This is a genomic window from Hymenobacter rubidus, assembly GCF_016734815.1.
GTDB classification, from domain to species: domain Bacteria; phylum Bacteroidota; class Bacteroidia; order Cytophagales; family Hymenobacteraceae; genus Hymenobacter; species Hymenobacter rubidus.
Window position 1 is genome coordinate 16,294 of sequence record NZ_JAERQF010000043.1, and the last position, 24,406, is coordinate 40,699.

Genomic DNA, 24,406 nt, shown 5'->3' on the forward strand with positions numbered 1-24,406 from the left:
GAGGAGAGGTAGGGGCGGGGCCTGCCCCCGCCCGTCGTTGGACGGAATCGTTGGTCTGGCCCAAACGTCTGGGCGGGGGCAGGCCCCGCCCCTACAGGGCTATTTTCACCCCGATGGTGGTGTAGGTGCCGCGGCGGTAGTCGGCCAGGGCGGGGTCGGTGTCGCGCTGGTATTTTTTGTCCTTGTTGAAGTCCTGGAGCAGGGTCACGCGCTGGTTTAGCAGGTCCTGCACGCCCAGGTTGAGGGCCACGCGCTTGGTCAGGCTCTTGGTCAGGGACAGGTCGATGGTGTGGCGGGGGGCTTCCACCACATCGGGGTACTGGTCGGAGCCGGCGAAGAGGATGCGTGGGCCGAACACGTTGTAGAGGGCCGAGGCCTGCCAGCTGCCCGACTCGTTCTGGTAGTACAGGCCGGTGTTCACTACGTAGGGCGACTGGCCCTGCAGGGCGCGCTTGCTGTCCCAGGCCACAATGCCGGGGCCCAAATTGACCTGGCTTTTGATGAGTGAGGCGTTGAACACGGCCGTGATGTTCTTCAGGCCAGTGGTGCCGAAGGCATCATCCAGAAAATTGAAGCTCTTGCGCACGTCCAGCTCCACGCCGTAGGAGTAGGCGCTGGGGGCGTTGGCGAAGGAGTAGGCCAGGTTGGTGCTGGGGATGACGACGTTCTCAATCGGGTTGGTGAAGTTCTTGTAGAACACGCCCAGGTGCATCTGCTCGCCGGGGGTGGGGTACCACTCGTAGCGCAGGTCGAAGTTGTCGATGGTGGCGACTTGCAGCGGCTTGGTGGGGTTGAGGTAGAGCGAGCCGTAGTTGAGGACGTTGAAGTCGAAGTCGTAGTAGTAGAACGGGGCCGACTCGCGGAATTCCGGCCGGTTGAGGCTGCGGCCGTAGCAGGCGCGCAGCAGGCTGGTTTCGGTGAAGTTGTAGCTCAGGTTGGCCGAGGGCAGCAGGTAGTTGGTGGTCACCGTCTGGTTCACGGGCGCGCCGTTCACGCCGGTGTTGATGACTTGCACGTTGCGCTCGAAGCGGGCACCCGTCAGCAGCTTGAGACTTGGGGTGATGGGAATATTGAGCGAAGCATACACGGCTTCCTGCTCGTTGCTGGCGGTGTAGCGGTAGGTCGAGTTGATATCTTCGCGCAGCTGGAAGCCGGTGCCGCCCACATTCTCGGGGGCAAAAACCGTGGCCAACGGTAGGTTTTTCAGGGTTTGGAACCGGGTGGCATCGGTGGGGGAGTAGCCGAAGGCGCGGGCCGTGAAATCGCGCTTCTTGTATTCGAGGTAAGTGCCGGCAGCTAGCTCCAGCTCGCGCCCGCCCAGGCCCACCAGCTTGTGCTTGCCGTTGGCGTTCAGGGTGTACACATTCTCGTTCAGCTTCTGGTAGAGGCGGCCCGCATTGATGACGTCGACCTGGCCGGGGGCGGGCGTCAGGATTTCCTGACCCACGCTGCCGTCGGCTAGCTTCACGGCGCGGTAGGCCACGCGGCGCAGGTCGGGCTCATCCTTGGCCGAGTAGCCGTAGCCGGCCACCCAGTCGAAGGTCGTTTTCTCGTTGTTGAACAGGTGGGTGCCGGCCAGCTGGCCGGTGTAGGTGGTGCGGCCCTGGTAGCCCAGCGCGTAGGCCTTGCGCACCAGAGAGTTGTCGCCGGCCGAGAAGTTGTCGCGCGTCGTAATCTGGTTGCGGCCAAACTGGTTGAACAGGTTGCGGAATTCCAGCTTGGTACCGTTTTTCAGCAGCGCGCTAAAGTTCTGGATGAGGCCCAGGCGCACGTTGTTGGTGGCCTGCTCATCATTGAGAAAATCGGTGCGCTGGCCGTCAGCGTCGTACACGTTGCGGGCAATGTTGAAGCGCGAGAAGGCATTGGTGTAGCTCAGCGAAGTGAGCGAGCCAATCTGGGTTTCGCCCAGCTTGATGTTGTCGAGGTACGAGGCATTGAAGCGCACATCGGGCATGGCCGTCATGGTCTTGATGCCAAATGCGTTGCTCAAATCGTGGGCCGAGGCATCGCGCTGGGCCGCTGAGCTGGCCGAGTTCAGCACCGGGAAATTGCCGGGCAAATTGCGGTTGAATGCCCCGAAACCGGCGAAGTCGGCCCCGCTGCCCTTGTTGGTATTGAAGTTGCCGAAGGTGGTGCCGTCACGGTAGCCGCTCACGTAGGAGGCCGTGAAGCTGCGCTCGTCCAGCGAGGGCTTGCGCAGGTACACTTTCACGAGGCCGCCGGCGAAGTCGCCGGGCAGCTCGGGCGAGGGGTCTTTGAACACCAGCACGCGGTCGAGCAGGGCGCTGGGCACGATGTCGAAGGAGAATGCTTTCTTATCGGTTTCGGAGCTGGGCGCGGTCACGTCGTTCAGCCACACGGTGTTGTACCGCTCGCTCAGGCCGCGCACCTGGATGAAGCGGTTGTCGATGATGGTGACGCCCGGAATGCGGCGCACCACTTCGGCGGCGTCGCGGTCCTGCGATTTCACAATTTGCTCCGACGACACGCCGCTGACGACCACGCTGGCCTGGCGGATTTCGGTGATAACCGATACCTCCGTATTGGTGCGGCGCACGCCGCGCACCACCACTTCATCGAGTGCCTTGCTGTCCGATTTAACACTCGTATTGATGACCGTGGCCTTGCCGGCTTCCACGGCGATGCCGGGCAGCGGGGTGGTTTGGTAGCCTACCGAGGAGATAATGACTTGATAGGTGCCTGCCGGCACGCGCTCCAGCCGGAAGGTGCCGTCCACGTCGGTTTGGGTGCCCAGCGTGGTGCCGTCGAGGCGCACGGTGCCGCCGATAATGGCTTCCTGGGTGGCGGCATCCTTAAGCGTGCCTTTGATGGTGCCCGATTGAGCAAATACACTGCTGCTGAAAAATAAGCTCAGCACTAAAGTGTATAGATAACGGTAATTAATAGTGTTTTCCATTCGAGGGACAAAAGTACCGGGGTGGTATTTCGTCCCTGTTTTCCCAGAATTATCAAATGATTATCGGCCCGGCAGCAGGGCGGGCAGGTGGTAGTGAGCAAAAACCGGCCGTGCGGCGGGGCCGCAACCGAGTTGTTGAGCTCTGAAAATCAGACGGGTAACCGGGTAGTAAAATGAGGTTTTGGTGAAGGGGAAATGACTCGGAATTAGTGCCAATGTTACGGCCAGGTTATGCGCCGTGAGCAAATACAACAATTAGGAAACGCCCATACGGGTGAGGAGGGCGTTCAAGGGCCGGAACTTTGCACCTGTAATCAAATCCCTCATTTTTATGTCGATTCGACACATTTTTACGCAACTGTTTTTCCTGCTGCTGGTCGTCTGCTCGCAGGCCGCAATGGCACAGGTAACCACTTCCGCGCTGAGCGGCAAAGTGACGTCCGACAAAGGCGAAGAGCTAATTGGGGTAACGGTAGTGGCCACCAACACCCCCACCGGCGTGAAGCGCGGCACCGGCACCGAGCCCGATGGCCGCTTCACCATTCCCAACCTGACTCCCGGCGGACCTTATTCCGTGACGGTGACCTACGTGGGCTTTAAAGAGCAGACCGTGAGCGGCGTGTACCTGACCCTGGGCAACACCACCCGCCTCAACTTTGTGCTGGCGGCCGAAGCCCAGCAACTGAACGAAGTAGTGGTGACGGGCAACGCCCAGGCCACCAAAACCGGCGCCGGCACCAACGTGAGCGGTGCATCCATTCAGCAGCTGCCCACCATTTCGCGCAGCATCTCGGACTTCACGCGCCTCGACCCGCGCAACTCGAACGGCTCGTTCGCGGGCAGCTCGTTTCGCTACAACAACGTGACCCTGGACGGCGCCGTGAACAACGACGCCATTGGCTTCTCGCCCTCGCTGGGCGGGCAGAGCGGCACCAGCGGCCTGCCCGGCGGCTCGGCCCGCGCCAACCCGATTTCGCTCGACGCCATTCAGGAAATTCAGGCGTCGGTGGCGCCGTATGACGTGAAGTTGGGCAACTTCACGGGCGGCTCGGTGAATGCCGTGACGCGCTCCGGCACCAACGACTTCACGGGCTCGGTGTATGGCTACGGCCGCAACCAGAACGTGACCGGCAAGAGCATCGACGACAGCCGCAGCAAAATCGGCTCGGACTACCACGACTACCAGACCGGCTTCCGGGTGGGTGGCCCCATCATTAAGAACAAGCTGTTCTTCTTTACCAACGCCGAAATTGCCCGCCGCCAGGAGCCGCAGTTCTACGGCGTGGGCCAGGCCAACTCGCCGGTGACGGCCGAACTGGCCCAGCAGATTACCGACAAGCTGAAGAACACCTACGGCTACAACGTGGGCGACTACGGCACCTACAACATCCACGCGAACAGCAACAAAATTTTCGGTCGCCTCGACTTCAACCTTGATGACAAGACCAGCATTGCGCTGCGTCACAACTACATCGGCTCGGAGGCGACGAACCTGGAGCGTTCGGGCAGCCTGTTCAAGTTTGGCTCGCAGGACTACACCCAGCACAACGTGCAGAACTCGATGGTGATGGAGGTGAAGAGCAATTTTACCAGCAAGCTGGCCAACAACCTGATTCTGGGCTACACCAACATTCACGACTACCGCGACCTCATCGGCGGCCAGGCCAACCTGTTTCCGGCCGTACAGATTAACTCGGTGAGCACCAACCCAGCGGCCGGCTACGGCGGCGGCTCCAACCAGATTCTGTTGGGTTCGGACCGCGAAGCCAGCATCTTCAACACCCGCCAGAAGACGTTTGAGCTGACCGACAACTTCACCTTCTACACCGGCTCGCACGCCCTCACGGTGGGCACGCACAACGAGTTCTACCACATCGACTACGGCTTTATCAACTCCTGGAACGGCCGCATCGAATACAACAACGTGGCCCAGTTCCTGAACGACCAGCCCAACCGCATCCGCGGGACCTACAACAAGACCGATAACTCGTACGCTTACAACTACAACAACCCCTCGGCCGCTTTCAACATCAACTTCTACAGCGCCTACGTGCAGGACGAGTGGAACGTGACCGACCGGCTGAAAATCACGCCCGGCCTGCGCTTCGACATTGCCTCGCTGCCCACCAAGCCAGCCCTGAACTCGGCCCTGGTAAACAACGTGCAGAACGACGCCAACACCCTGAACCAGACCTACTCGCACACGGCCTGGTCGCAGCTCAGCAACGGCTACCTCGGGCAGGTGCAGATTTCGCCCCGCCTGGGCTTCAACTACGACGTGAACGGCGACGGCTCGGTGGTGGTGCGCGGCGGCTCGGGCGTGTTCACCGGTCGGGTACCGTTTGCCTGGTTCGGCTACGCCTACTACAACAACGGCGTGAACTTCAACTCGGTGGACTACAACGGCATTCAGCCCAGCGCTTCCTCCACCGCTGGCCCCAAAATTCTGCTCAGCCAGAACCCGAACCAGATTTATCAGAACGCCGCTACCGCGCTACCCAACGCAGCCGCTCAGAATACAACAGAAGTCAACCTGATTGACAACAACTTCAAGATGCCGCAGGTGTGGCGCTCGTCGCTGGCCCTGGATTTCAAGCTGAAAACCGGCACTCGCTTCTCGGTGGAAGGATTGTACACCAAGACTTTGCAGGATGTGAAGTTTGAGAACATCAACCTGGTGGATAACGTGACCTACTATGCTGCCGGTCCCACCCAGACGCCGCGCTACTCAGCCGCCAGCTTTGGCTCGAAGGTAAACAGTAATTTCTCCAACGCCTTCTTCCTGACCAACACCCAGAAGGGTTACCGCTACCAACTCACCGGTTCGGTGGGCCAGACCCTGAACCAGCTGCTCGATGTGAGCGTGGCCTACACCTACGGCAAGAGCTACGACATCAGCAACGGCATTCGTAACTCGCCCCAGAGCAACTGGGAGCTGAATCCCGCGCTGAACGTGAACGACCCGGCCCTGGCCTACTCCAACTTCGACCTGCGCCACCGCGTGGTAGCCTCGCTCAACCTGCACAAAAATTTCGCCCAGCGCTTCACTGGCTACTTCACCTCGGTGCTGACCTACGCCAGCGGCTCGCCTTATACTTGGGTGTACAACAACAACCCGAGCAACAACGCGACCGGTTTCACCAACAACGGTCAGCAAAACGTGCTGCTGGCGTACATCCCGGCCTCAGCTTCGGACATCACGCTCGTAAACAAAGGCGCGGCCCCCGTCACCACGGCCAACCCCAACGGCTACGGCCTCGACGCCAGCGGTGCCCAGTACGCGGCCCTCAGCAGCTTCATCGACGGCGACAGCTACCTTAAAACCCGCCGGGGCCAGTACGCCGAGCGCAACGCCGGCCGCACGCCCTGGAACAACCAGGCCGATATCCGCCTGATGCTGGAAGCCAAGCTCGGCAAGCTCGAAGCCAACGAAGCCGGCATCGTGCCCGCGGGCCACACCATCCAGATTTCGCTCGACATCATCAACTTCGGCAACCTGCTGAACAAGGACTGGGGCCGCCAGTACTTCGTGCCCAACACCTTCAACTCGACCGTAGGCACCGGCCTCTCGCAAGTCGGTTTCGCCGATGCCGCCGGCAACGTGCAAACCAACTACAGCGCCTCCACCTTCAACCGGCCGGCCTTTACCTACGGCACGCCGGCCACCTACTCCATCGACCAGCTGGCCTCACGCTGGCAGGGCCAGTTGGGCGTGCGCTACTCGTTCTAGCGCCTTTGGCTTGGCGCTTCGGCGCCCAGGGCTCGGCCCCGGTTCCGCAATGGCGGAGCCGGGGCCGAATTTGTTTGCGTACCTGTAGCCGGGCATAGGGTTTATCTTTGTCTTGCTGCCAATCCTTTATTATTATGATTACCCGCCAGGAATTTCCCTATCTGCAAGAGCTAGTCATCAACGACGCCTACGCCGTGAAAAACCTACGCGTGCCGGTATTTGAGCCGGGGCAGGAGTTCAAGCATCTGGTGCTGACGGGAAGGAATGGGTCGGGAAAGACGACGGTGTTGCGGGCTTTGGATTATGTCATTGATTACGATATTAATAACAGTAGACTTGCTGCTCAAGAGGCCGCAGACATTGAGCAGGCATTATTAAGAAACAGTATAGACCAGTCAACACTAGACTACGCTCAGAAAAAGCTTGGACGATTGGTTAGAATTACACCATCATTTAAAAGCCATCAAGCAAACGCCGCCTACAGCGGCTTTAGTCAATTCAGTAAAAAACTAATAAGTGTCTTTTTTGAAGCCAATCGGAAGATTCAAGTAGGGGAGGTATCAACAGTCACTCGTGAAGATGAATTAGAAAAACGTCTTATGTCAGGAGCTTCTAATAATTCCTCTGCTGAGTTCTTCAAGCAATATCTTGTCAATAAGAAGGTCTTCCAAGTCTTTGACGCAATGGATGGCAGGGTAGATGGTGCTAAGCAACAAGAAGTGTTTTTTTCTCAATTGGAAAAAAACCTAGCCGAAATATTTAATGACCCAAATACTTCGCTCGAATTCGTGCGCGAACACTTTGAGTTCTATATCAATCTATCTGACGGCCGCCGATTCACATTTAACCAGCTTTCCGCCGGCTTCTCAGCATTTCTCAGCATTTTAACGGAACTGCTGATGCGCGTTGACTTGCTTCGAAAGCGAGCCAACGACTACAACTATGACCCCTGTGGCTTTGTGCTCATTGATGAGCCCGAAACGCACCTACACCTGGAGATGCAGTACCAGATACTACCACTGCTCACGAATCTTTTTCCCAACCTGCAGTTCATCGTTGCTACGCACTCGCCAGCCGTGGCTTCCAGCATCAAAAACGCCACGGTATTTGACCTGAGTACCGGACAGGCGCTGGGCGACGAAGCGGCGGGTTCGTCGTTCTCGGAGTTGATGCAGACGCATTTCGGGCTGGAAAATGAGTATTCCAACGTAGCCGATAAAATTTTGGAAGAGGTAACTGAGATTGGGCAGATGTCGGACCGGGCGGCGGCGCTAGCGCGGTTGCAGCATCTGCTTGACGAGCAGGGCCGGTACATGTCGCCGGTGTTGCGGCTCGATGTGCAGGCACAACTGCTTCACTTGCAGCGCGAGCAAGCCGCATGATTCGTTTGCAACGCCCATCCGTACCGGCTTCATTAAATACGCCGGAAATGCAGCAATACGTAGCCGATTGCGCGACTTACGCGGCGGCCTGTGCCGTCGCATCTGACCCCTCTATCATTCCTGTGCCTACCAAGCCCGGCAGCTACCGGAGCTCAGATGTGCTGCAAGCATTCGACACGCATTTCTTCAGCAAATGCTACCTCACAGAGCAATGGCATGGCAGCTCTTATGAGATGGACGTAGACCACCTCGTGCCGGTCAACCAGAACGCGGCCCTGAAATTTGACTGGAACAATCTGTTTCCGGCTGCCCACAAGGCCAATATGATGCGCCCGCGCCAGTGGCCCGTAGGCGGGCTACTCGACCCGTGCCGCGATGATGTGGAAGCCCGTCTGTTGGCCACTATCGGAGCCAACGGCCAAGCGCCACAGTTTGAAGCGGCTAATGCTGCTGACCAAGCTGCTTGCAACACTGCAGACTTGCTTAATTTACTGCACAACGGCAAGCCAAATGATGAGAATTCACGCTTGAATACTAAGCATCTGCGTGTGACTATTGCCGCACAGTACGAGCGGGTGATGCAGGCAATTATTCGTTTTCTGGCTGCCCAAAATGGCAATAACATACAACGACTTGCCATTGCTCGGCGTGACTTACAGGCACTACTGTCGCGTCAGGCTCCCTTTACGCAGTTGATGCGAGCTATGTATCCGGTGGTAGAGTTTGTGCCCTCAGAACTGCTGGATTAACGGTTGAAACCAAGCCCCTAAGCCTTGAAGATTCTCCACCTGCCCAAGTGGTACCCGCACCGCTACGACGACCAGGATGGTGACTTCGTGGGTCGGCATGTAGCGGCCATTGCCGAGTTTGGGGGCGTGGAAGGGGCAGTGCTTTTTGCCGCCGTAGCGCGCGGGCCACTGCCAACGCTGATTGATGCGGAAGAAGATTTTACCGGCCCCGTGCCTACGCTGCGCTACTACTACCGGGCCGAGCCCACCGGCCTGCCGCTGCTCGACAAGCCGCTGAAGCTGCTGCTGTATTTCTGGTGCCTGCTGCGGGGCTACCGGCGGCTGCGGCGGCACTGGGGCGGGCAGCGGCCCGATTTGGTGCACGTTCATGTATTGCTGCGCACGGGCTTGTTTGCCTGGGCGCTGAAGGCCGTGCGCGGCATCCCGTTCATCATTACTGAGCATTGGACGCTGTATTTGCCGCAGCGGGCCGATGGTATTTCGTGGTTGCGTCGGGTGCTCACGCGGGCCGTGGTGCGCCGGGCGGCGGCCCTTCACACCGTATCGGGCGGGCTGCGCGATGCCATGGCGGCGCTGGGGTTTGTGAATCCGAACTCCGTGGTGATTGCCAACGTGGTAGATACGGCGCTTTTCCAACCCACCCAACCATTCAACCAGCCAACCAACCAGCCAACCATTCAACCATTCACCCTGCTGCACGTTTCGGCATTTCATGACAAGGTGAAAAACCTCTCCGGCGTGCTGCGCGTGGTAGCGCGGCTGCGGGCGATGCGGCCCGGCCTGCGCCTGCGCATAGTGGGCTACGGACCCGATGAGCTGGCGCTGCACGAATACGCCACTGAGCTGGGCCTGCTGGCCGATGGCACCGCCGCCTTCCTGGGCAAGCTGCCCCACGCGGAAGTGGCCCAAGAAATGGCCCGTGCCAATGCCCTGGTATCCTTCAGCCGGGCCGAAACCTTTGGCTGCGTGCTGCTGGAGGCCCGGGCTTGCGGCTGCCCGGTGGTGGCCACCCGCTCCGGCGGCGTGCCCGAGCTTTTCCAGCCGGACAATACCTTCGGGGTGTTGGTGGAACCGGATGACGAAGCTGCCCTGGAATCTGCGCTCACGGGCGTGCTCAGCGGACGGCTGCAATTTGACCCGGTGCGCCTCAGAGCCGATGTAGCGGCCCGGTGTGCGCCCCGCGCGGTAGGGGAGGCCTTCGGCGCAGTGTATCGGCAGGTACTGAGCTAGCGGTGGCTAATAACGACATCGATAGAGCGTCATGCTGAGCGTAGCCAAAGCATCTCGCGTTTGGTAGTAATCCAATCGAATGGGTTGCTGCCCCGAGCGAGATGCTTCGGCTACGCTCAGCATGACGTTCTTTTGCTAGTCTTTACTCTACTCTGCCACTATGCTCATGCGCATTCTTCATCATTTCGCGGCGCGGGTCCTCACGGCGGGGCTGAGCTTTGCGGTGGTGTGGCTCACGGCGCGCTACCTGGGGGCGGCGGGGCGCGGGCAGGTCAGCTTGTTTTTTACGGATGTATCGGGGCTGGTGCTGCTGACGGGGCTGGTGGGCGGCTCGTCGCTGATATACCTGGTGCCGCGGCGCAACGTGTGGCACCTGCTGCCGCCGGCCTATGGCTGGGCTGTGGTAGTGAGCGTGGCTGGTGCGGCCGTGGTGCAACTGCTCCGCCCCGTCACGCTGGAATACACTCTGCACCTGGCGGCCGTTACGCTGGCGCAGGTGTTGCTGTCCATCAACCTGTTTCTGCTGCTCGGGCGCAAGCGTGAGCGGGACTACAACGTGCTCACCACGGCCCAGGCGGCGCTGCTGGCCGGCGCGCTGGCCCTCGCCTTCGGGGCGGCGCACTGGCTGAGCATCCGGGCCTATTACTACGCCAATTACCTGGCCTACGGGCTGCCCTGGCTCATCAGTACCATCATGTTGCTGCGCCTGCCCGATGCCTGGCGCAGTCGGCGGGCCCGGCGCCGGGCGGCGGCCCGCGAGCTGGCTCGCCACAGCCGGGGGGCCCACCTCTCCAACCTGCTCACGTTTGCCAATTACCGCTTTGGCTACTACGCCGTGGCCTACCTGGCCAGCGCCCGGGAGCTGGGCGTGCTCTCCGTGGGCGTGGCCCTGGCCGAGGCCATTTGGCTGATTCCGCGCAGCACCGCCCTCATTCAATACGTGGCCTTGGTAAATGCTGCCGATAAGCACGGCCAGACCTATGCCGCCCTGCGGGGCAGCCGGCTTACGCTGCTGGCTACGGCCGCCGCCGTCGCGGTGCTGGCCGCTGTGCCGGCTAGTTGGCTGGCGGCGTTTTTCGGGCCGGAGTTTGGGGCGGCGCACGGCGTCATTCTGGCTTTGGCACCCGGCATTCTCATCAACGGCGCGGGCATGCAGGCCAGCACTTATTTCAGCGGCATGGCCCGTTACCGCGTCAACAACCGCGCTTCGCTGCTGGGCCTGGCCGTGACCGTGCCCGTGAGCATGCTGCTGGTGCCTCGACTGGGGATGGTGGGGGCGGCCCTGGGCATGACGGCCTCCTACACGGCCAGCGTTGCGTATCTGTTTTGGCACTACCGCCGCGCCCTGCGCGCCACCTGGCCCGATTTACTGCCCGGCCGCGCCGACTGGCAATGGCTAATTGGGAAAGCAAGGGAACAGCTGAGTACTAGGAATAAGCCATAAGGAATCAGCCCGTCATGCTGAGCTTGTCGAAGCATCTCTACCGCGCAATGTGACTCAATCGATTGGTTTACTATTAAAGCTGTTTAGAAAGTCAAAATCGTTGTCATCCTGAGCGCAGCGAAGGACCTTATCACGTCAGAATAGGCGTTGTTCTGACGTGATAAGGTCCTTCGCTGCGCTCAGGATGACAGACGTGTAGGCAAATCAGACTTTCTAAACAGCTTCATTGCGGTAGAGATGCTTCGACAAGCTCAGCATGACCGTTCTGATTTTTTCTATCCCAACTACTATCGAATTACCTCGACCCATCCTTTGGCGCGGGAGCCGTTGGGGTAAGTAATGAGGTAGTAGTACACGCCGTTGGGCTGGCCGGCGGCGCTCCAATCGTCGTGGTAGGCGGCGGCTTCAAAGACGAGCTGGCCCCAGCGGGAGAAAACCTGCAGGCGGGGCGGGCAGTCGGGCCCCAGCTTAAAGGTTTGGTTCACTTCGTCGCCGTTGGGCGTGATGATGTTCGGGATTCTGCGAAGCTGCACTTCCACGACGGGCGCGGTGGTTTCGGTTTCGCAGCGGTTGGCGTTGTAGCGCACCCGTACCCGAGGCTGGTAGGTGCCGGGTGCGGTGTAGGTGTGCGTCGGGGTGAGTTCTGCTGATTGGCTGCCATCGCCAAAGTCCCACACCAGACTCGGCGAAGCAGGGATGCCGGAGCCGGATAAGGCGAAGTGCAGCGTGAGCGGGGCCAGCCGGGTTTCGGCGCAGGCCGCAGCCGTCCAGGATGCCAGCAGGGTTGGGGCCGGGGCTATCGACAGGCGCCGGGTGGTGGTGCCCACGCAGCCGCTGTCGCTCACGGCGTAGGTAAGCGTGACGGGTCCGGCCAATGCCGCTGCGGGCGAGAATACGAAACCCGTAGCCGCGCTGCCGCTCACCCCCGGCCCGCTGAAAATACCTCCGGCCGGCTTGCCGCGCAGCGCAAACGCCGCCGACCCGGCGCACAGCAAAGTGTCGGCCCCAATGGTGGGCGTGGGTATTTTTCGAAGCATAACGGTTCGGGTGGCCTGCACCAGGCAGCCGTTCACCGTCACGGTATACAGTATCTGCACCGGGCCGGGCGACAGGTTGGGCGAAAACACAAAGCCCGTGCCCGCGCTGCCGCTCACCCCCGGCCCGCTGAACACGCCCCCAACCGGCGCGGCCGTGAGCGGCACCGGTGCCAACGGCGGCGCCCCCGCTGCCGGTAGGCAGTAAGAGGGCTGGAGCGCCGTGGTGAAAGCCACCGTGGGCGGCGCTGTCACGGTAATGCGACGGGTGCCGGCACAGCTGGTCGTGCCCAGGCCAGGAAACGAGTAGCTCAGGGTTTGCACGCCCACCAAGGCCAGCGAGGGCGTGAACACGAAGCCCGCTGCCACCGAGCCCGTCACGCCGGGCCCGGTCCAGGTGCCGCCCGTTGGCGTGCCCACCAGCGAAATGGCTCCGGCGTTGGCACAGAGCACTTGGTCGGCGCCGGCATTGGGGGCCGTGGCGACGGTTACGGTTTGGGATGCCTGCACCACGCAGCCATTCAGGGTGAGGGTATAGGTCAGCTGCGAAACGCCGGGGGCCCCGCCGGGAGAAAAAAAGTAGCCGGTTGCCGCATTACCGCTCACCCCCGGCCCGCTGAAAATGCCGCCCACCGGCGTGGCCGTCAGCCGGATGGCGGGTATGGGCGGAGTTGCCGGCGTCAGGCAGTAGAATGCTTGGGGCAGCGGCGTGAAAGTGACCACCGGCGGCACTGTCACCGTTACGCGGCGGGTGCCAAGGGTGGTGCACAAGCCCGTGCTGGCAACCGTGTAAGTCAGCGTCTGGACACCCGCGAGGGCTAGCGAGGGCGTGAAGACGAAACCCGTTGCCACGCTGCCCGTCACGCCCGGCCCGGTCCAGACGCCGCCGGCCGGCGTGCCCACCAGCGGCTGCGGGCCAGCCGTGGCGCACACCGTTTGGTCGACTCCCGCGTTGGCAATGCTGGGCTGAAAGTTGAGCACAAAGGCCGCATTATTGCAGCCAATGTAAATGCCGTTGTTAGCATTATTCGTCGTCGAATAGGTATTGGCCCCGCTGGGAATAGGAAAGCCAGTGGCCGAGAAGCACGAGCAAACAGCTTGGTACACAATGCCCCGTGGGTCGAAGCGCGAGGTGCCGCCGTCCACGTGCTCGCCTTCGCTGTTGGGGTTGGGGTTGCCGTAGAAGGTGCCGTAGGTGAGCCCGGTGAGGCCGGCCGAAAACTGGGCCAGGTAGAAGTCACTGCCATCGGTGATGGGCTGGGCGGCATCCGGCGTGATGGGCAGGCCGGTGGTGTAGCCGTTGTAGTTGAGGTAGGGGAAGTTCGGCCCATTCACCATGCCATCCCAGCCGCACACGTACACCCGGTCGCAGCGGTCGACCAGGAAAGCCGTGGGGTTGAGGCTGATAAGGTGCGGGCCGGTATTAACTGCCGCCGTACTGCCAAACACCATGGCCAGCTGGCTCAAGCCCAGGTTGGCATCGAGCTTCTGAATAAATTGTGTGCCGTTGGGCGTGTTGTAGAGGCCGGGCGTCACCGGAAACTGGCCTAGCGTCTGGCCCAGCAGGTACACCCCGCCATCGGAACCCAGCTGCAGAAAATAGGCCTGGTCGTAGGCCGCCGTGCCCACATAGGTGGCCCGCAGCAGCCCCGTGCCACTGGCCGAAATGCGCGCCGCAAACCCGTCCACATTGCCCGGCCGGGTGGTGTGGTACGCCCCGCCGGAGGTCGGAAAATTGGCGCTGGTGGTGCCGCCGGCCACGTACACATCGCCGGTAGTGGGTTCCAGCTGAATAGAATACGTGGCATCGGCCCCGCTGCCGCCCAGGTAGCTGCCCCAGGTAAGGGCCGTGAGGTTGGGCGCCAGCTTGCACACCACGCCATCCGAAGTGCCGCCGTGGTAGCTGCTGCTGAAGCCCCGCGCCATCGGGAAATTGCTGGACGTGGTGTGCGAGGCGATGTACACATTATCAGCCGCATCCACCAGAATATCACCCCGAAACGGGTCGCCGTAGTTGTGGGGCAGCTGCTGCACGCTGCTATCCGGCGCCATGTTAGTGTCGAGGGGCAGCAGGCCGTCGTTGCCGCTGCCGCCCAGGTAGGTAGAGCCCACCAGAGCCGTGCCCGTTGCATTGAGCCGGGTAATGACGAGGTCGGAGCCGTTGGGGCAATCGTAGGGCGCGCCATAGCCCAACGGCGAAGTAGTGGTGCCGCCCCCAAAGGTGCGCTGCAAGGCGCCGCTGGTGGTGGGGTAGTCCGACGAGCCCGACGAGCCCAGTACCAGCAGCTCGCCCTGGCTGTTTACCACCAGGCTGTGCGGAAACTCGGCGCTGCTGCCGCCCAGGTAGGTGGCCCATACCCGCGCCGCTGCGCCCGTCACGCTGGTGTTGTACTTGATGAGGGCAATGTCAATCAGCGCCGCAAACGTGGTCTGGAAAGCGCCCGGACTGGTCGGGTAGCCCGCATCGAACGCAATGCCGCCCGAGTACAGGTTACCCGCCGCATCATAAGTAGCCGTGAAACCCCAGTTGTCCGCCGCCGAGCCGGTGTAGGTTGAAAACACAACGACGGGGTCGATGGTCAGCAGACGGGCATGGTCGTACTTGCCCAGGGCAAAATGCACGGTTTTTCCACGCAGCTGGTAGCGGCAAGCCACGGGTCGGTGCTGGCCGGCGGCATCGGTTTGCCAGGCCAGCGGGGCGCGCTCGGTCACGGTGCCCACACTGGTTTTTATGACGAGGTTGCCGGCCGGGTCCAGGGTCAGAGCATCGGCCCCGTCGTGGCGCAGGGCAATGGCGGCGGCACTGGCACCGGGGGCCAGCTCGAAGTCGTACTCCAAGTGCTGGTCGGCGCTTTCGTAGACGCGGGCATTCACGCCGGGCCAGAGGCCGGCGTAGCGCAGCTGGCGGAAGCCACGCACGTCGCGGGCCCAGCGTTTGGGGTCGGCCCCGAGGAAGTAGTTGCGGCGCTCGGCCGTGGCCGTTTCGGCCGTGAGCACGGCCGTAGCGGCCGCCTTGTCGAAGCGCAGCGTGAAAGCATGACCGCGCACGGGGCCTTCGGTCGCCGGGTCTTTCGGGCGCTTGGCGCCGTGGCCCAGCTGGGCCGGGCCGCCGTTGGCCAGCAGGGCGAAGGTGAGGCCGTCGGCTTCGGCAAAAAGCCGGCCGCCGGGCAGCGCGGCAGCATAGCGGGCGTGGGCATCCCACTGGCCCTTGTTTTCCACAAATTCGAGCGAGGGCGCCGCAGCACCGGGATGGGCCGCTGGCTGCGCCAGGAGAGCAGAAAGCAGGCTGGGGACGAACAGCGCAGCCAAGAGTAGCGGTAGTTTCATCGACAACTAAAAAGGTGGGAACGGTAGTTGGTAAAGATAACGGCTGCGAAGAACCAGCTCAGAACGTCATGCCGAGCGCAGCCGAGGCATCTCGCGTGTGGTAGTAATCCAATCGTAAGAATTACTTCGGCACGCGAGATGCCTCGGCTGCGCTCGGCATGACCTGTTTATTCCCGCCTCTGCACTAACGGCGTATTTCCACCCAGCCTTTCACGCGGCGGCTGGCCGCGTCGCGCAGCACGTAGTAGTACATGCCGTCGGGCAGGCCCTTGCCGTCCCAGTTGTTGTGGTAGTCATCGTTCTGATACACGCGCTGGCCCCAGCGCGAATACACTTCAAGCGAGGTGCGCAGGCAGCTGAAGCGGGGGCGAAACGTGTCGTTGAGCGAGTCGAGGTTAGGCGTGAAGATGTTCGGGATTTTCACCTCGCCCACGTTCAGCGGGGCAAAGCCGGTCAGCACCTCGCAGTTGGCGTAGCGGGCCGTGAGCTTAATATAATAAGTACCGGCCTGCAGGTAGCGGTGGGTAGGTGCGGCGGCCGTATCGGTGGGGCTGCCATCGCCAAAATCCCACACGAAGGTGGCGTGCGGCGCCCGCAGCACCGGCGTCAGCGGGCAGTCGAACGGCGCCAGGCCGGCGTAGGCCGGAATGGCCGAGCACACGGGCAGGTTCAGGGCTACGTTCTGGTTGGACGTGGGCGCCAGCACCACCACGCGGCGGGCCGTGGCCTGGCACGGCCCTTGGTTCACGGTGTAGGTAAGGGGGAATACGCCGCCCCGGTTGTTGGTATTGGGCGGCGTGAAAAAGCCGCCGGCCGACACCCCCGTACCGCTCCAGGTGCCGCCCGCCGGCGCGTAGCCGCGCAGCTGGAACGGCTGCTGCTGGTCGGCGCACAGCGTGGTATCGGGGCCCGGCCGAATGATGGGCGGCTGGTTCACCACCACCTGCTGCGTGGTGGTGCCGCAGCCCAGCGAATCGAAAATGGTGTAGGTGAGGGTGTGGGTGCCCGCGCCGGCCACGCCGGGGTCGAAGCGGCTGCCGCTCACCCCCGGCCCGCTAAACACGCCGCCGGCCGGTGCGGCCACCAGGGTGACGCCCCCCAGCGTGATGCACTGCGGCGGGATGGGAGCAAAGGCCGGCGTGACCGGCGGGGCCACCACGTAGCGCACCGTGCGCGTGCTCTGGCAAATGCCGGTGGTGGCCACCGTGTAGGTCAGAATATACTGGCCCGGCCCCACCGCCGTGGGCACAAAGCGGTAGCTGCCGCTGCTGGCCTGCACACCGGGGCCGGTCCAGGTGCCGCCGGCTGGGGTGCCGCCCAGGGCAATGGGCCCGTTGTCCAGGCACACGTAGCGGCGCGGGCCGGGGTCGGCCGTGATTTTATCGAACGTCATTTTAAAGGCGCCGTTGTTGCAGTTCAAACTGCCGTTGCGGGTGGTGTAGGTGCCCGCGCCCGGTGGCTGCGGAAAGCCCTGCGCGCCCTGGCAGCTGGAGCACATGGCCTGATACACCACCCCACGCTTGTCGAAGCGCGAAGTGCCGCCGTCCACGTGCTCGGCGGCATTGGGGTTCAGCTCACCAAAATAAGTGGCGTACTCGAGGCCACTCATGCCGGGCGCAAACTCGGCCAGGTAAAAGTCCGAGCCGTCGGTGGTCGGCTGCACGGCATTGCCCGTAACGGGCAGCCCAAACGTGGTGCCGCCGATGTACGTGTTGCTAAGGCCATTGTCGGCCCCGCCCCATCCGCTGATGTACACCCGCTCGCAGTCGTCTACCAAAAAGGCCGTCGGCACCAGTTTGGTGCCACCGCTGCTGGTGGAGATGCCGCCAAAGCTGGTGCTGTACACGCTGGCCGTCAGGTCGGGGTTTAGCTTCTGAATAAACAACTGGCCATTGGAGCGGCTGAACAGGCCGGGCGTTACGGGAAACTGGCCGCCCGTTTGCCCCAGCAGGTAGGCGTTGCCGGCCGCATCAAGCTGCACAAACTGGGCCTGGTCGTAGTCCTTGGTGCCGATGTAGGTGGCCCGCTCCAGCGTGCGCCCGTCGGGGCTGATGCGCACCGCAAACCCGTCGACGGCATCGTGGATACCGATGCCGGTGGGCGTGGGCGTCGTGGATAGGTAAGTGCCAGCCGTGACCGGAAAATTTCGCGACGACGTGCCGCCGCACACGTACACCCGGCCTTGGTTGTCGCGCTGCACCGAGTACGCCGCATCGTCGCCCGTGCCGCCCAGGTAGCTGGCCCACACCACCGCACTCAGGTTGGCCGTGAGCTTGCACACCAGCGCATCGGGCCGGCCGCTGTGGTAAGTGGGGTTAAAGCCCAGGGTACGTCCCGGGAAATTGACCGAAGTGGTAGTGGAGGCGATGTACACGTTGCCGCTGCCGTCGAGCAGCACATCGCTGCGAAACACGTCGCCGTAGTTGGCCGCCAGCGGGTAAGACTCCAGCACGCCGTCGTTGCCAGAGCCTCCCAGGTAGGTGCTGGCCACCAGGGCGCTGCCGTTGGCTGCCAGGCGGGTCACCACCAGGTCGGAGCCGTTGGCCATCAGGTAGGGGTCGCGCCCGGCCTGAAAGGGGTCGAGCGGGGTGCCGCCGCCAAAAGCGCCCTGCACCACCCCGGCAGTGGTCGGAAAGGTCGTCGACGATGTGCTGCCGAGAATCACCAGTTCGTTTTGCGCATTCACCACCAGGCTATGCGGAAAATCGGAGCCGTTGCCGCCCAAATACGTGGCCCACACCCGCGCCGCGCTGCCCGTGGTGGCCGTGTTGTACTTGATGAGGGCCATGTCCTCGGCGCTACTGGGGTTTACCTGGTAAGCGCCCGTGGTATTGGGGAAGCCCACGCCAAACACAATGCCGCCCGAGTACAGGTTGCCCGCGTCGTCGTACGTGGCCGTAAAGCCCCAGTTATCGGCTGTCGAGCCGGTCAGGGTCGAGAATTGCACAGTGGGGTCAATGGTCAGCGGCCGGGTCTTGTCGTAAGCGCCGAGTGCAAACGTGAGGACGGTGCCTTTCAGCACGTAGCGGCACGCCACGGCCTGGCGCAGGCCGGCGGCATCGAGCTGCCAGGCCTGCGGGGCCAGCTCGGTGATGGTGCGCACGCTGGTTTTTACCACCAGGTTGCCGGCCGCGTCCAGGGCCAGGCCGTCGGCGCCGTCGTAGCGCAGGGCCACGCGGGCGGGGTTGGCGCCGGGAGCCAGCAGCACGTCGTATTCCAGGCGCTGTTGGGCGTTTTCGTACAGCGTCAGGTCGATGCCGGGCCACAGCCCGGCGTAGCGCAGGTGCCGGAAGCCGGCCACGTGGCTGGCCCAGCGCGTGGCGTCGCTGCCAATAAAATAGTTGCGCTCGCCCGCCGTGGGCGTGGTGGCCGTGAGGGCCGCATGGGCGTTGGCCCGCTCAAAATGCACCGTGTAGGCGTGGCCCGCCACGCTGCCCGCCCCGGCCACCACGGCGGCGCCACTGCTGGCGCCGCCGTGGTGGTGGCTGAGAAAAGCGGGGTCGTAGAAAGAGAAGGTGAGGGCCGTGGGCTGCACAAACAGGCCGCCCGCTTGCAGGGCAGCCTGGTAGCGCACGCGGCCGTCCCACTGGCCTTTGTTCTGAATAAATTCGAGGCCGGGCGCATCCGGCGCCACCGACACCGCCAGCGCCGGCCGCGCCAGCAACAGGCCGGCCGACCACACCAGCCACGCAACGAAATACCGACCAGCCGAGCGGAAAAATGAGGGCATAGTAAAGCCAGAAAGCAAAGAAGAAACAGGAAGGGCCGCCACGAAGCGGCACGGGCTCCACGCGGGCCGCGCCAACTCCGTTTTGCCGGAACCGCGGCGGCGCAAAATTCGTGCGAGTCTCGCCGGGTTTGTCGATTAGAAGCCGCCGCGGCTACGCAAGATAGCGCAGCGGCACCAGGCAGCGGCCGGGTGGCTGTTGGCCGCCGCCGCTACCTTTGTGGCCCTTTGCTCCCCGTGCCGTGCGCCGCTCCTTTGCCTTCAAGCTTACCCTCCTCGCCCTGGCGTGGCTACTGCTGGCCATCGGCTGCGAGCAGGTGCCCGCCCGCGTGTTCTGGCCCGTCGTATTCGGGGCCCTCACCACGCCGGCTGCCTTGCTGGCCACGGCTTTGCTCACGCTGTACTGGCTGCGGCGCAACTGGCGGGTGGCGGTGCTGCCCTTGGTGGTGCTGTTCCTGACCTGGCCGCATGTGCAGCGCGGCCTGGCCCTGCACCTGCCGCTGGGCGCTTCCTCCAAAGAAGCCAGCCTGAGCCTGGTGAACGGGAAAACCATTCGCTCGTCCTTCTTCGCCGTGCCCGCTGCCGCCGTGAGCCTGATTTCGGCCAACGTGCGCATCTTCAACGTGTACGCCGCCCTGCGCGACCCCGACGACGCCTCCTCCATTGGGGCCATCCAGTGGCTGGCTGCCAGCCCGGCCGACGTGCTTTGCCTCCAGGAATTCTACAACGAACCCCGGCGGCGCGGCGAAAAAAACGGGGTATTCAATTCGGAAGAGAAGCTGAGCCGGGGCAGCGGCCGTCACTCCTTCGTGTCGACCAGTTTGGTCAACGGCGTGGGAGCCGAGTTTGGGCTGGCCATTTTCTCGCGCTTTCCCATTGTGCGGCGCGGCACCATTCCCTTCGGGAAGCTGTCGCAGAACCACGCCATGTGGGCCGACGTGGTGCGCCCGCCCGCCCGCACCGGCCTCGGCCACCCCGACACCCTGCGCGTCTTCAACCTGCACCTGCAAAGCATGAGCATGGCCGAAAGCGACATTGTGACGGCCACCGGCAGCCGCGCCGGCCTCCGCCAGAAAGCCCCCAACCTGCTCCGCCGCTTCCGCAACGGCGCCGTGGCGCGGGGCGCGCAGGTAGATACCGTGCTGGCCCGCGTGGCCCGCTCGCCCTACCCCGTGCTGCTGGCCGGCGACCTCAACGACCTGCCCTATTCCTACACCTACGACCAGCTGGCCGACCACCTCCAGAATGCCTGGGCCAGCGCCAGCCTCGGCATTGGGGCCACCTACAACGGCAAGCTCCCCCTGCTGCGCATCGACCAGCAGTTTGCCGGCCCGCAGTGGCAGGTGCGCGGCTGCCGCGTGCACCAGGAAATCAAATGGAGCGACCATTTCCCGGTGGAGGGGCTGTACCAATTAAGCCGTTAACCAACAAACTTCCCTCCTCAGACGAGGAGGGGATGTTTCAGCGAAGCTGAAACGGGGGTGTTTGAAGTCGTTGACCGATGTCTGAACGACGTGCTGAAGTGAGCGGCCACACGCCAGCAAACCGACCCAAAACCACTTCTGCTCAACACCGAAAAACCGGAACCGCTGCTTTCGAACAACCAAGCCACTATTGGCGTTGCAGCAGGCCCGCCTTGTCGTTCACGCCTCGTTTAACGACTTCAACCACCCCCGTTCGAGCTAAAGCTCGAACATCTCCTCCTCATCTGAGGAGGGGAGCCGCTACCTTTGTACCATGCCGCTCAGTCTGTACAACACGCTCACTCGCAAAAAAGAAGAATTCCAGCCCCTGCACCCGCCCCAGGTGGGCGTGTATTTGTGCGGTCCTACCGTGTATAGCGAAGCCCACCTGGGCAATGCGCGGGGCCCGGTGGTGTTCGACGTGCTGACGCGCTACCTGCGCCACCTGCAGTACCAGGTGCGCTACGTGCGCAACATCACCGACGTGGGCCACCTCGAAAGCGACGCCGACACCGGCGAGGACAAGATGGAAAAGGCTGCCCGCGCCGCCCGCATCGAGCCCATGCAGGTGGCTCAGCACTTCACCAACCGCTACCGGCAGCACATGCTGGGCCTCGGTTGCCTGCCGCCCGACATCGAGCCCCAGGCCAGCGGCCACGTCATCGAGCAGATTCAGGTGATTGAGGAAATCATCAACAATGGCCTGGCCTACGAGGTCAACGGCTCGGTGTATTTCGACGTGCCCAAGTACAACGAAGAAGGCAAGCGCTACGGCAAGCTCTCGAACCGCAGCATCGAGGACCAGCTGGCCGGCACCCGCGCCAATCTGGAGGGCCAGAGCGAAAAGCGCAGCCCGCTGGACTTCGCGCTGTGGAAAAAGGCCTCGCCCGAGCACATCATGCGCTGGCCTTCGCCCTGGGGCGAAGGCTTTCCTGGCTGGCACCTGGAGTGCTCGGCCATGAGCCGCAAGTACCTGGGCGAGCTGTCCGACATCCACGGGGGCGGCCTCGACCTCATGTTTCCGCACCATGAGTGCGAAATTGCCCAGAGCCAGGGCAGCCACGCCCACACCGACGAGGCGCGCTTCTGGGTGCACAACAACATGATAACCGTGAACGGCACCAAGATGAGCAAGAGCCTGGGCAACTTCGTGCTGCTGGGCGACCTGTTCACGGGGCCGACCGGGCCGCTGGCCTTCGGCTACTCGCCGATGGTGGTGCGCTTCTTCCTGCTGCAAGCCCACTACCGCTCGCCGGTCGATGTGAGCGACGATGCCCTGCAAGCCGCCCGCAAAGGCTACCGCAAGCTGATGAACGGCCTGCGCCTGCTCGATAAGCTGGCGGGCGATGATTCGCTGGCCGTGTCGGGCACCGCCGCCGACCAGACGGCCGAAGCCGCGCAGCTGCTGGCCCTGGCCGCCAAGCCTGCCGAGTTCCTCGACGACGACCTGAACACGCCCCGCGCCCTGGCCGCCCTGTTCGACTTGCTGAAGCGCTTCAACACGCTGGCCGCCAACCCGGCGGCGCTGGAAGCGGTGGGCCCCGCCGCCCTCGCGCAAGCCACCGCCACCTACCGCGTGCTGGTGCAGGACGTGCTGGGCCTGCGCGATGAGCCCCGCGCCAACGTGGAGCAGCTCCTTGAACTCACCCTGGGCTTCTACGCCGAAGCCAAAGCCGACAAAGCCTACGACAAAGTCGACCAGATTCGCGGGGCCCTCAAAACCCAGGGCATCGTGATAAAGGACACCAAAACCGGCGTAGAGTGGGCCTACAGCGAAGAATAACGCGGCTCCCCTCGCGGCCCCCGATTGATGATGAATCTTAAACTTTTGGCGATTATCGTAGCCGCCGCGGCCGGGCTGGGGGCCTGCACGGCCCAGAAAGGCGTGTCGGCGCAGCATCCAAACTACCCTTGGTTTCCCTTCAAATGGTACAGCGCCACAATCGAAGGCAAGTCGTTTGATAAAGCGGCTATCATCGTGCCGGCTAAAGTGGCCGGACTGAAGGGCAACTTCATTGCGCAATTCGACCTGGGCAGCGACGCGACGTTGCTCTACGAAGGGGCGCTGAAAAACTACTTCGCCAGCCGCGCGCAGCTCTACTCCCGGGTCGATACCACCCGGCGGGGCGTGAACGACAGCGGCGTGGTGAACTACGGTACCACCGGACTGCCGCTGGTGATGGGCGGCAGCACCATACCGCACCCCTTGCTGATGACAAAATACGGCGACCCCGTGCCCCCGGACTCGCTGTTCACCGCCTCCGACAAACTGGTTGGCACCATTGGCTCCGACTTTCTGAAGGGCCGGATTCTGGTAATAGATTACCCGCAGCGGCGCATGTGCGTGCTGGATTCGCTGGACCGTTACTGGCGCTCCAGCACCACCTTCGTGCCCAGCAAAATGAAGAACGGCCGGTTCCACCTGCCCATCACCGTGGGCCAGCGCACCTACTGGGCCGCCTTCGACACCGGGGCCAGCCTGTTTCCGCTCAGCACCGACTACAACACCTGGCAGCAACTGGTGGGCGCCCCCGCCGTGCCGCGCGACACTTTAAAGGTCAATTCCTGGGGCGAAAAAGTGGCGTTCTACGGTGCGCCCATGCGGGCGGATGCCTACCTGGGCAGCATCAAGCTGCCAAAGTCGAGTGCTTGGTTTAACCGCAACCAGCGCCTGCTGGATTTCAATAAAAGCCAGGAAGTGGACGCGCTGACTGGCAATGCTTTCTTTCTCAACAACGTTCTTGTCCTGGATTTTAAGCACAATAAATTTGGGGTGAGCCGGTAATGCCTGCGGACGTCGCCCTCACTGCTTTTTACATTCAATCGCAACAATCGTCAGGCTCCCCTCTCCACGAGAGAGGGCAGGGGAAGGTCCACCTATCCGCGCCGCACCGCATTCCGCATGAAATTCGCAACTTTCCGCCTCCCCCTTGCCGCCTTGGCCGGCCTCGTGCTGCTCACCGGCTGCCCCGATAAAAAGTCGACTGAAACCGCCGAAACCAGCGCCCCGGCCGCCGCGCCCGCGCTGCCCAAGGCGCCGGTGTTCAACGCCGACTCGGCTTATGCCTTCACGGCCAAGCAGGTGGCCTTTGGGCCGCGCGTGCCCAACTCCAGGGCGCACATTGCCTGCGGCAACTGGCTCGTGGCCAAGCTAAAAAGCTACAAGCTGAAGGTGATGGAGCAGCCTTTCGAGGCGATGACCTTCGATGGTACCAACATCCACGCCCGCAACATCATTGCGCAGTACCAGCCGCAGGCGGTGCGCCGCGTGGCCATCTTCGGCCACTGGGACACCCGCCCCTTCGCCGATGCCGACCCCGACCCCAAAAAGAAAAACAAGCCGATGGACGGCGCTTCCGACGGAGCCAGCGCCGTGGCCGTAGCCCTCGAAATGGCCCGCATC

The 24,406-nt window shown here is 62.7% G+C and carries 12 protein-coding genes; 9 read left to right on the forward strand and 3 right to left on the reverse strand.

Annotated features, from left to right (window positions below; genetic code table 11):
- Positions 1 to 91: 91 nt before the first annotated feature.
- Entirely contained in the window at positions 92 to 2,878 is a 2,787-nt protein-coding gene (locus tag JKL48_RS20480) for a TonB-dependent receptor (protein WP_201986833.1), read from the reverse strand.
- Between the two features lie 370 nt (positions 2,879 to 3,248).
- Between JKL48_RS20480 and JKL48_RS20485 the strand changes: the two genes are divergently transcribed.
- From JKL48_RS20485 to JKL48_RS20505, 5 genes are all read left to right on the forward strand, one after another.
- Positions 3,249 to 6,647 carry a TonB-dependent receptor gene (locus tag JKL48_RS20485; RefSeq protein WP_201986835.1) on the forward strand — a complete coding sequence of 1,133 codons (3,399 nt, stop codon included), beginning with the start codon at positions 3,249 to 3,251 and terminating at the stop codon, positions 6,645 to 6,647.
- Positions 6,648 to 6,781: 134 nt separating this feature from the next.
- Positions 6,782 to 8,029, forward strand: coding sequence for an AAA family ATPase (locus tag JKL48_RS20490; RefSeq protein WP_201986837.1), 1,248 nt, complete (start codon positions 6,782 to 6,784; stop codon positions 8,027 to 8,029).
- On the forward strand, positions 8,026 to 8,778 hold the full coding sequence (locus JKL48_RS20495) for a hypothetical protein (protein WP_201986839.1): 753 nt from the start codon (positions 8,026 to 8,028) through the stop codon (positions 8,776 to 8,778). Before JKL48_RS20490 ends, JKL48_RS20495 begins: the two co-directional genes overlap by 4 nt.
- A 24-nt stretch (positions 8,779 to 8,802) precedes the next feature.
- On the forward strand, positions 8,803 to 10,008 hold the full coding sequence (locus JKL48_RS20500) for a glycosyltransferase (RefSeq protein WP_201986840.1): 1,206 nt from the start codon (positions 8,803 to 8,805) through the stop codon (positions 10,006 to 10,008).
- Positions 10,009 to 10,174: 166 nt separating this feature from the next.
- Positions 10,175 to 11,452, forward strand: a complete 1,278-nt coding sequence (locus JKL48_RS20505) for a lipopolysaccharide biosynthesis protein (protein ID WP_201986842.1) — start codon at positions 10,175 to 10,177, stop codon at positions 11,450 to 11,452.
- Between the two features lie 287 nt (positions 11,453 to 11,739).
- On the opposite strand, the gene JKL48_RS20510 is transcribed toward JKL48_RS20505, so the two are convergent.
- Both JKL48_RS20510 and JKL48_RS20515 read right to left on the reverse strand, forming a co-directional pair.
- Positions 11,740 to 15,813, reverse strand: a complete 4,074-nt coding sequence (locus JKL48_RS20510) for a DUF7948 domain-containing protein (protein WP_201986843.1) — start codon at positions 15,811 to 15,813, stop codon at positions 11,740 to 11,742.
- A 184-nt stretch (positions 15,814 to 15,997) separates the two neighbouring features.
- Complete coding sequence (locus tag JKL48_RS20515; RefSeq protein WP_201986845.1) at positions 15,998 to 19,543, reverse strand: DUF7948 domain-containing protein; 3,546 nt, start codon at positions 19,541 to 19,543, stop codon at positions 15,998 to 16,000.
- Between the two features lie 239 nt (positions 19,544 to 19,782).
- Here JKL48_RS20515 and JKL48_RS20520 point away from each other — a divergent pair, with 239 nt between their 5' ends.
- The 4 genes from JKL48_RS20520 to JKL48_RS20535 form a co-directional block, all read left to right on the forward strand.
- Entirely contained in the window at positions 19,783 to 20,964 is a 1,182-nt protein-coding gene (locus tag JKL48_RS20520) for an endonuclease/exonuclease/phosphatase family protein (RefSeq protein ID WP_201986847.1), read from the forward strand.
- 313 nt (positions 20,965 to 21,277) lie between these two features.
- Positions 21,278 to 22,786 (forward strand): cysteine--tRNA ligase, encoded by a 1,509-nt coding sequence (cysS, locus tag JKL48_RS20525; RefSeq protein ID WP_201986848.1) that lies wholly within the window; start codon positions 21,278 to 21,280, stop codon positions 22,784 to 22,786.
- Between the two features lie 45 nt (positions 22,787 to 22,831).
- Entirely contained in the window at positions 22,832 to 23,788 is a 957-nt protein-coding gene (locus tag JKL48_RS20530) for a hypothetical protein (protein ID WP_201986850.1), read from the forward strand.
- A 117-nt stretch (positions 23,789 to 23,905) separates the two neighbouring features.
- Positions 23,906 to 24,406: M28 family peptidase (locus tag JKL48_RS20535; protein ID WP_201986851.1), on the forward strand; the 501-nt coding region annotated here is incomplete at its 3' end.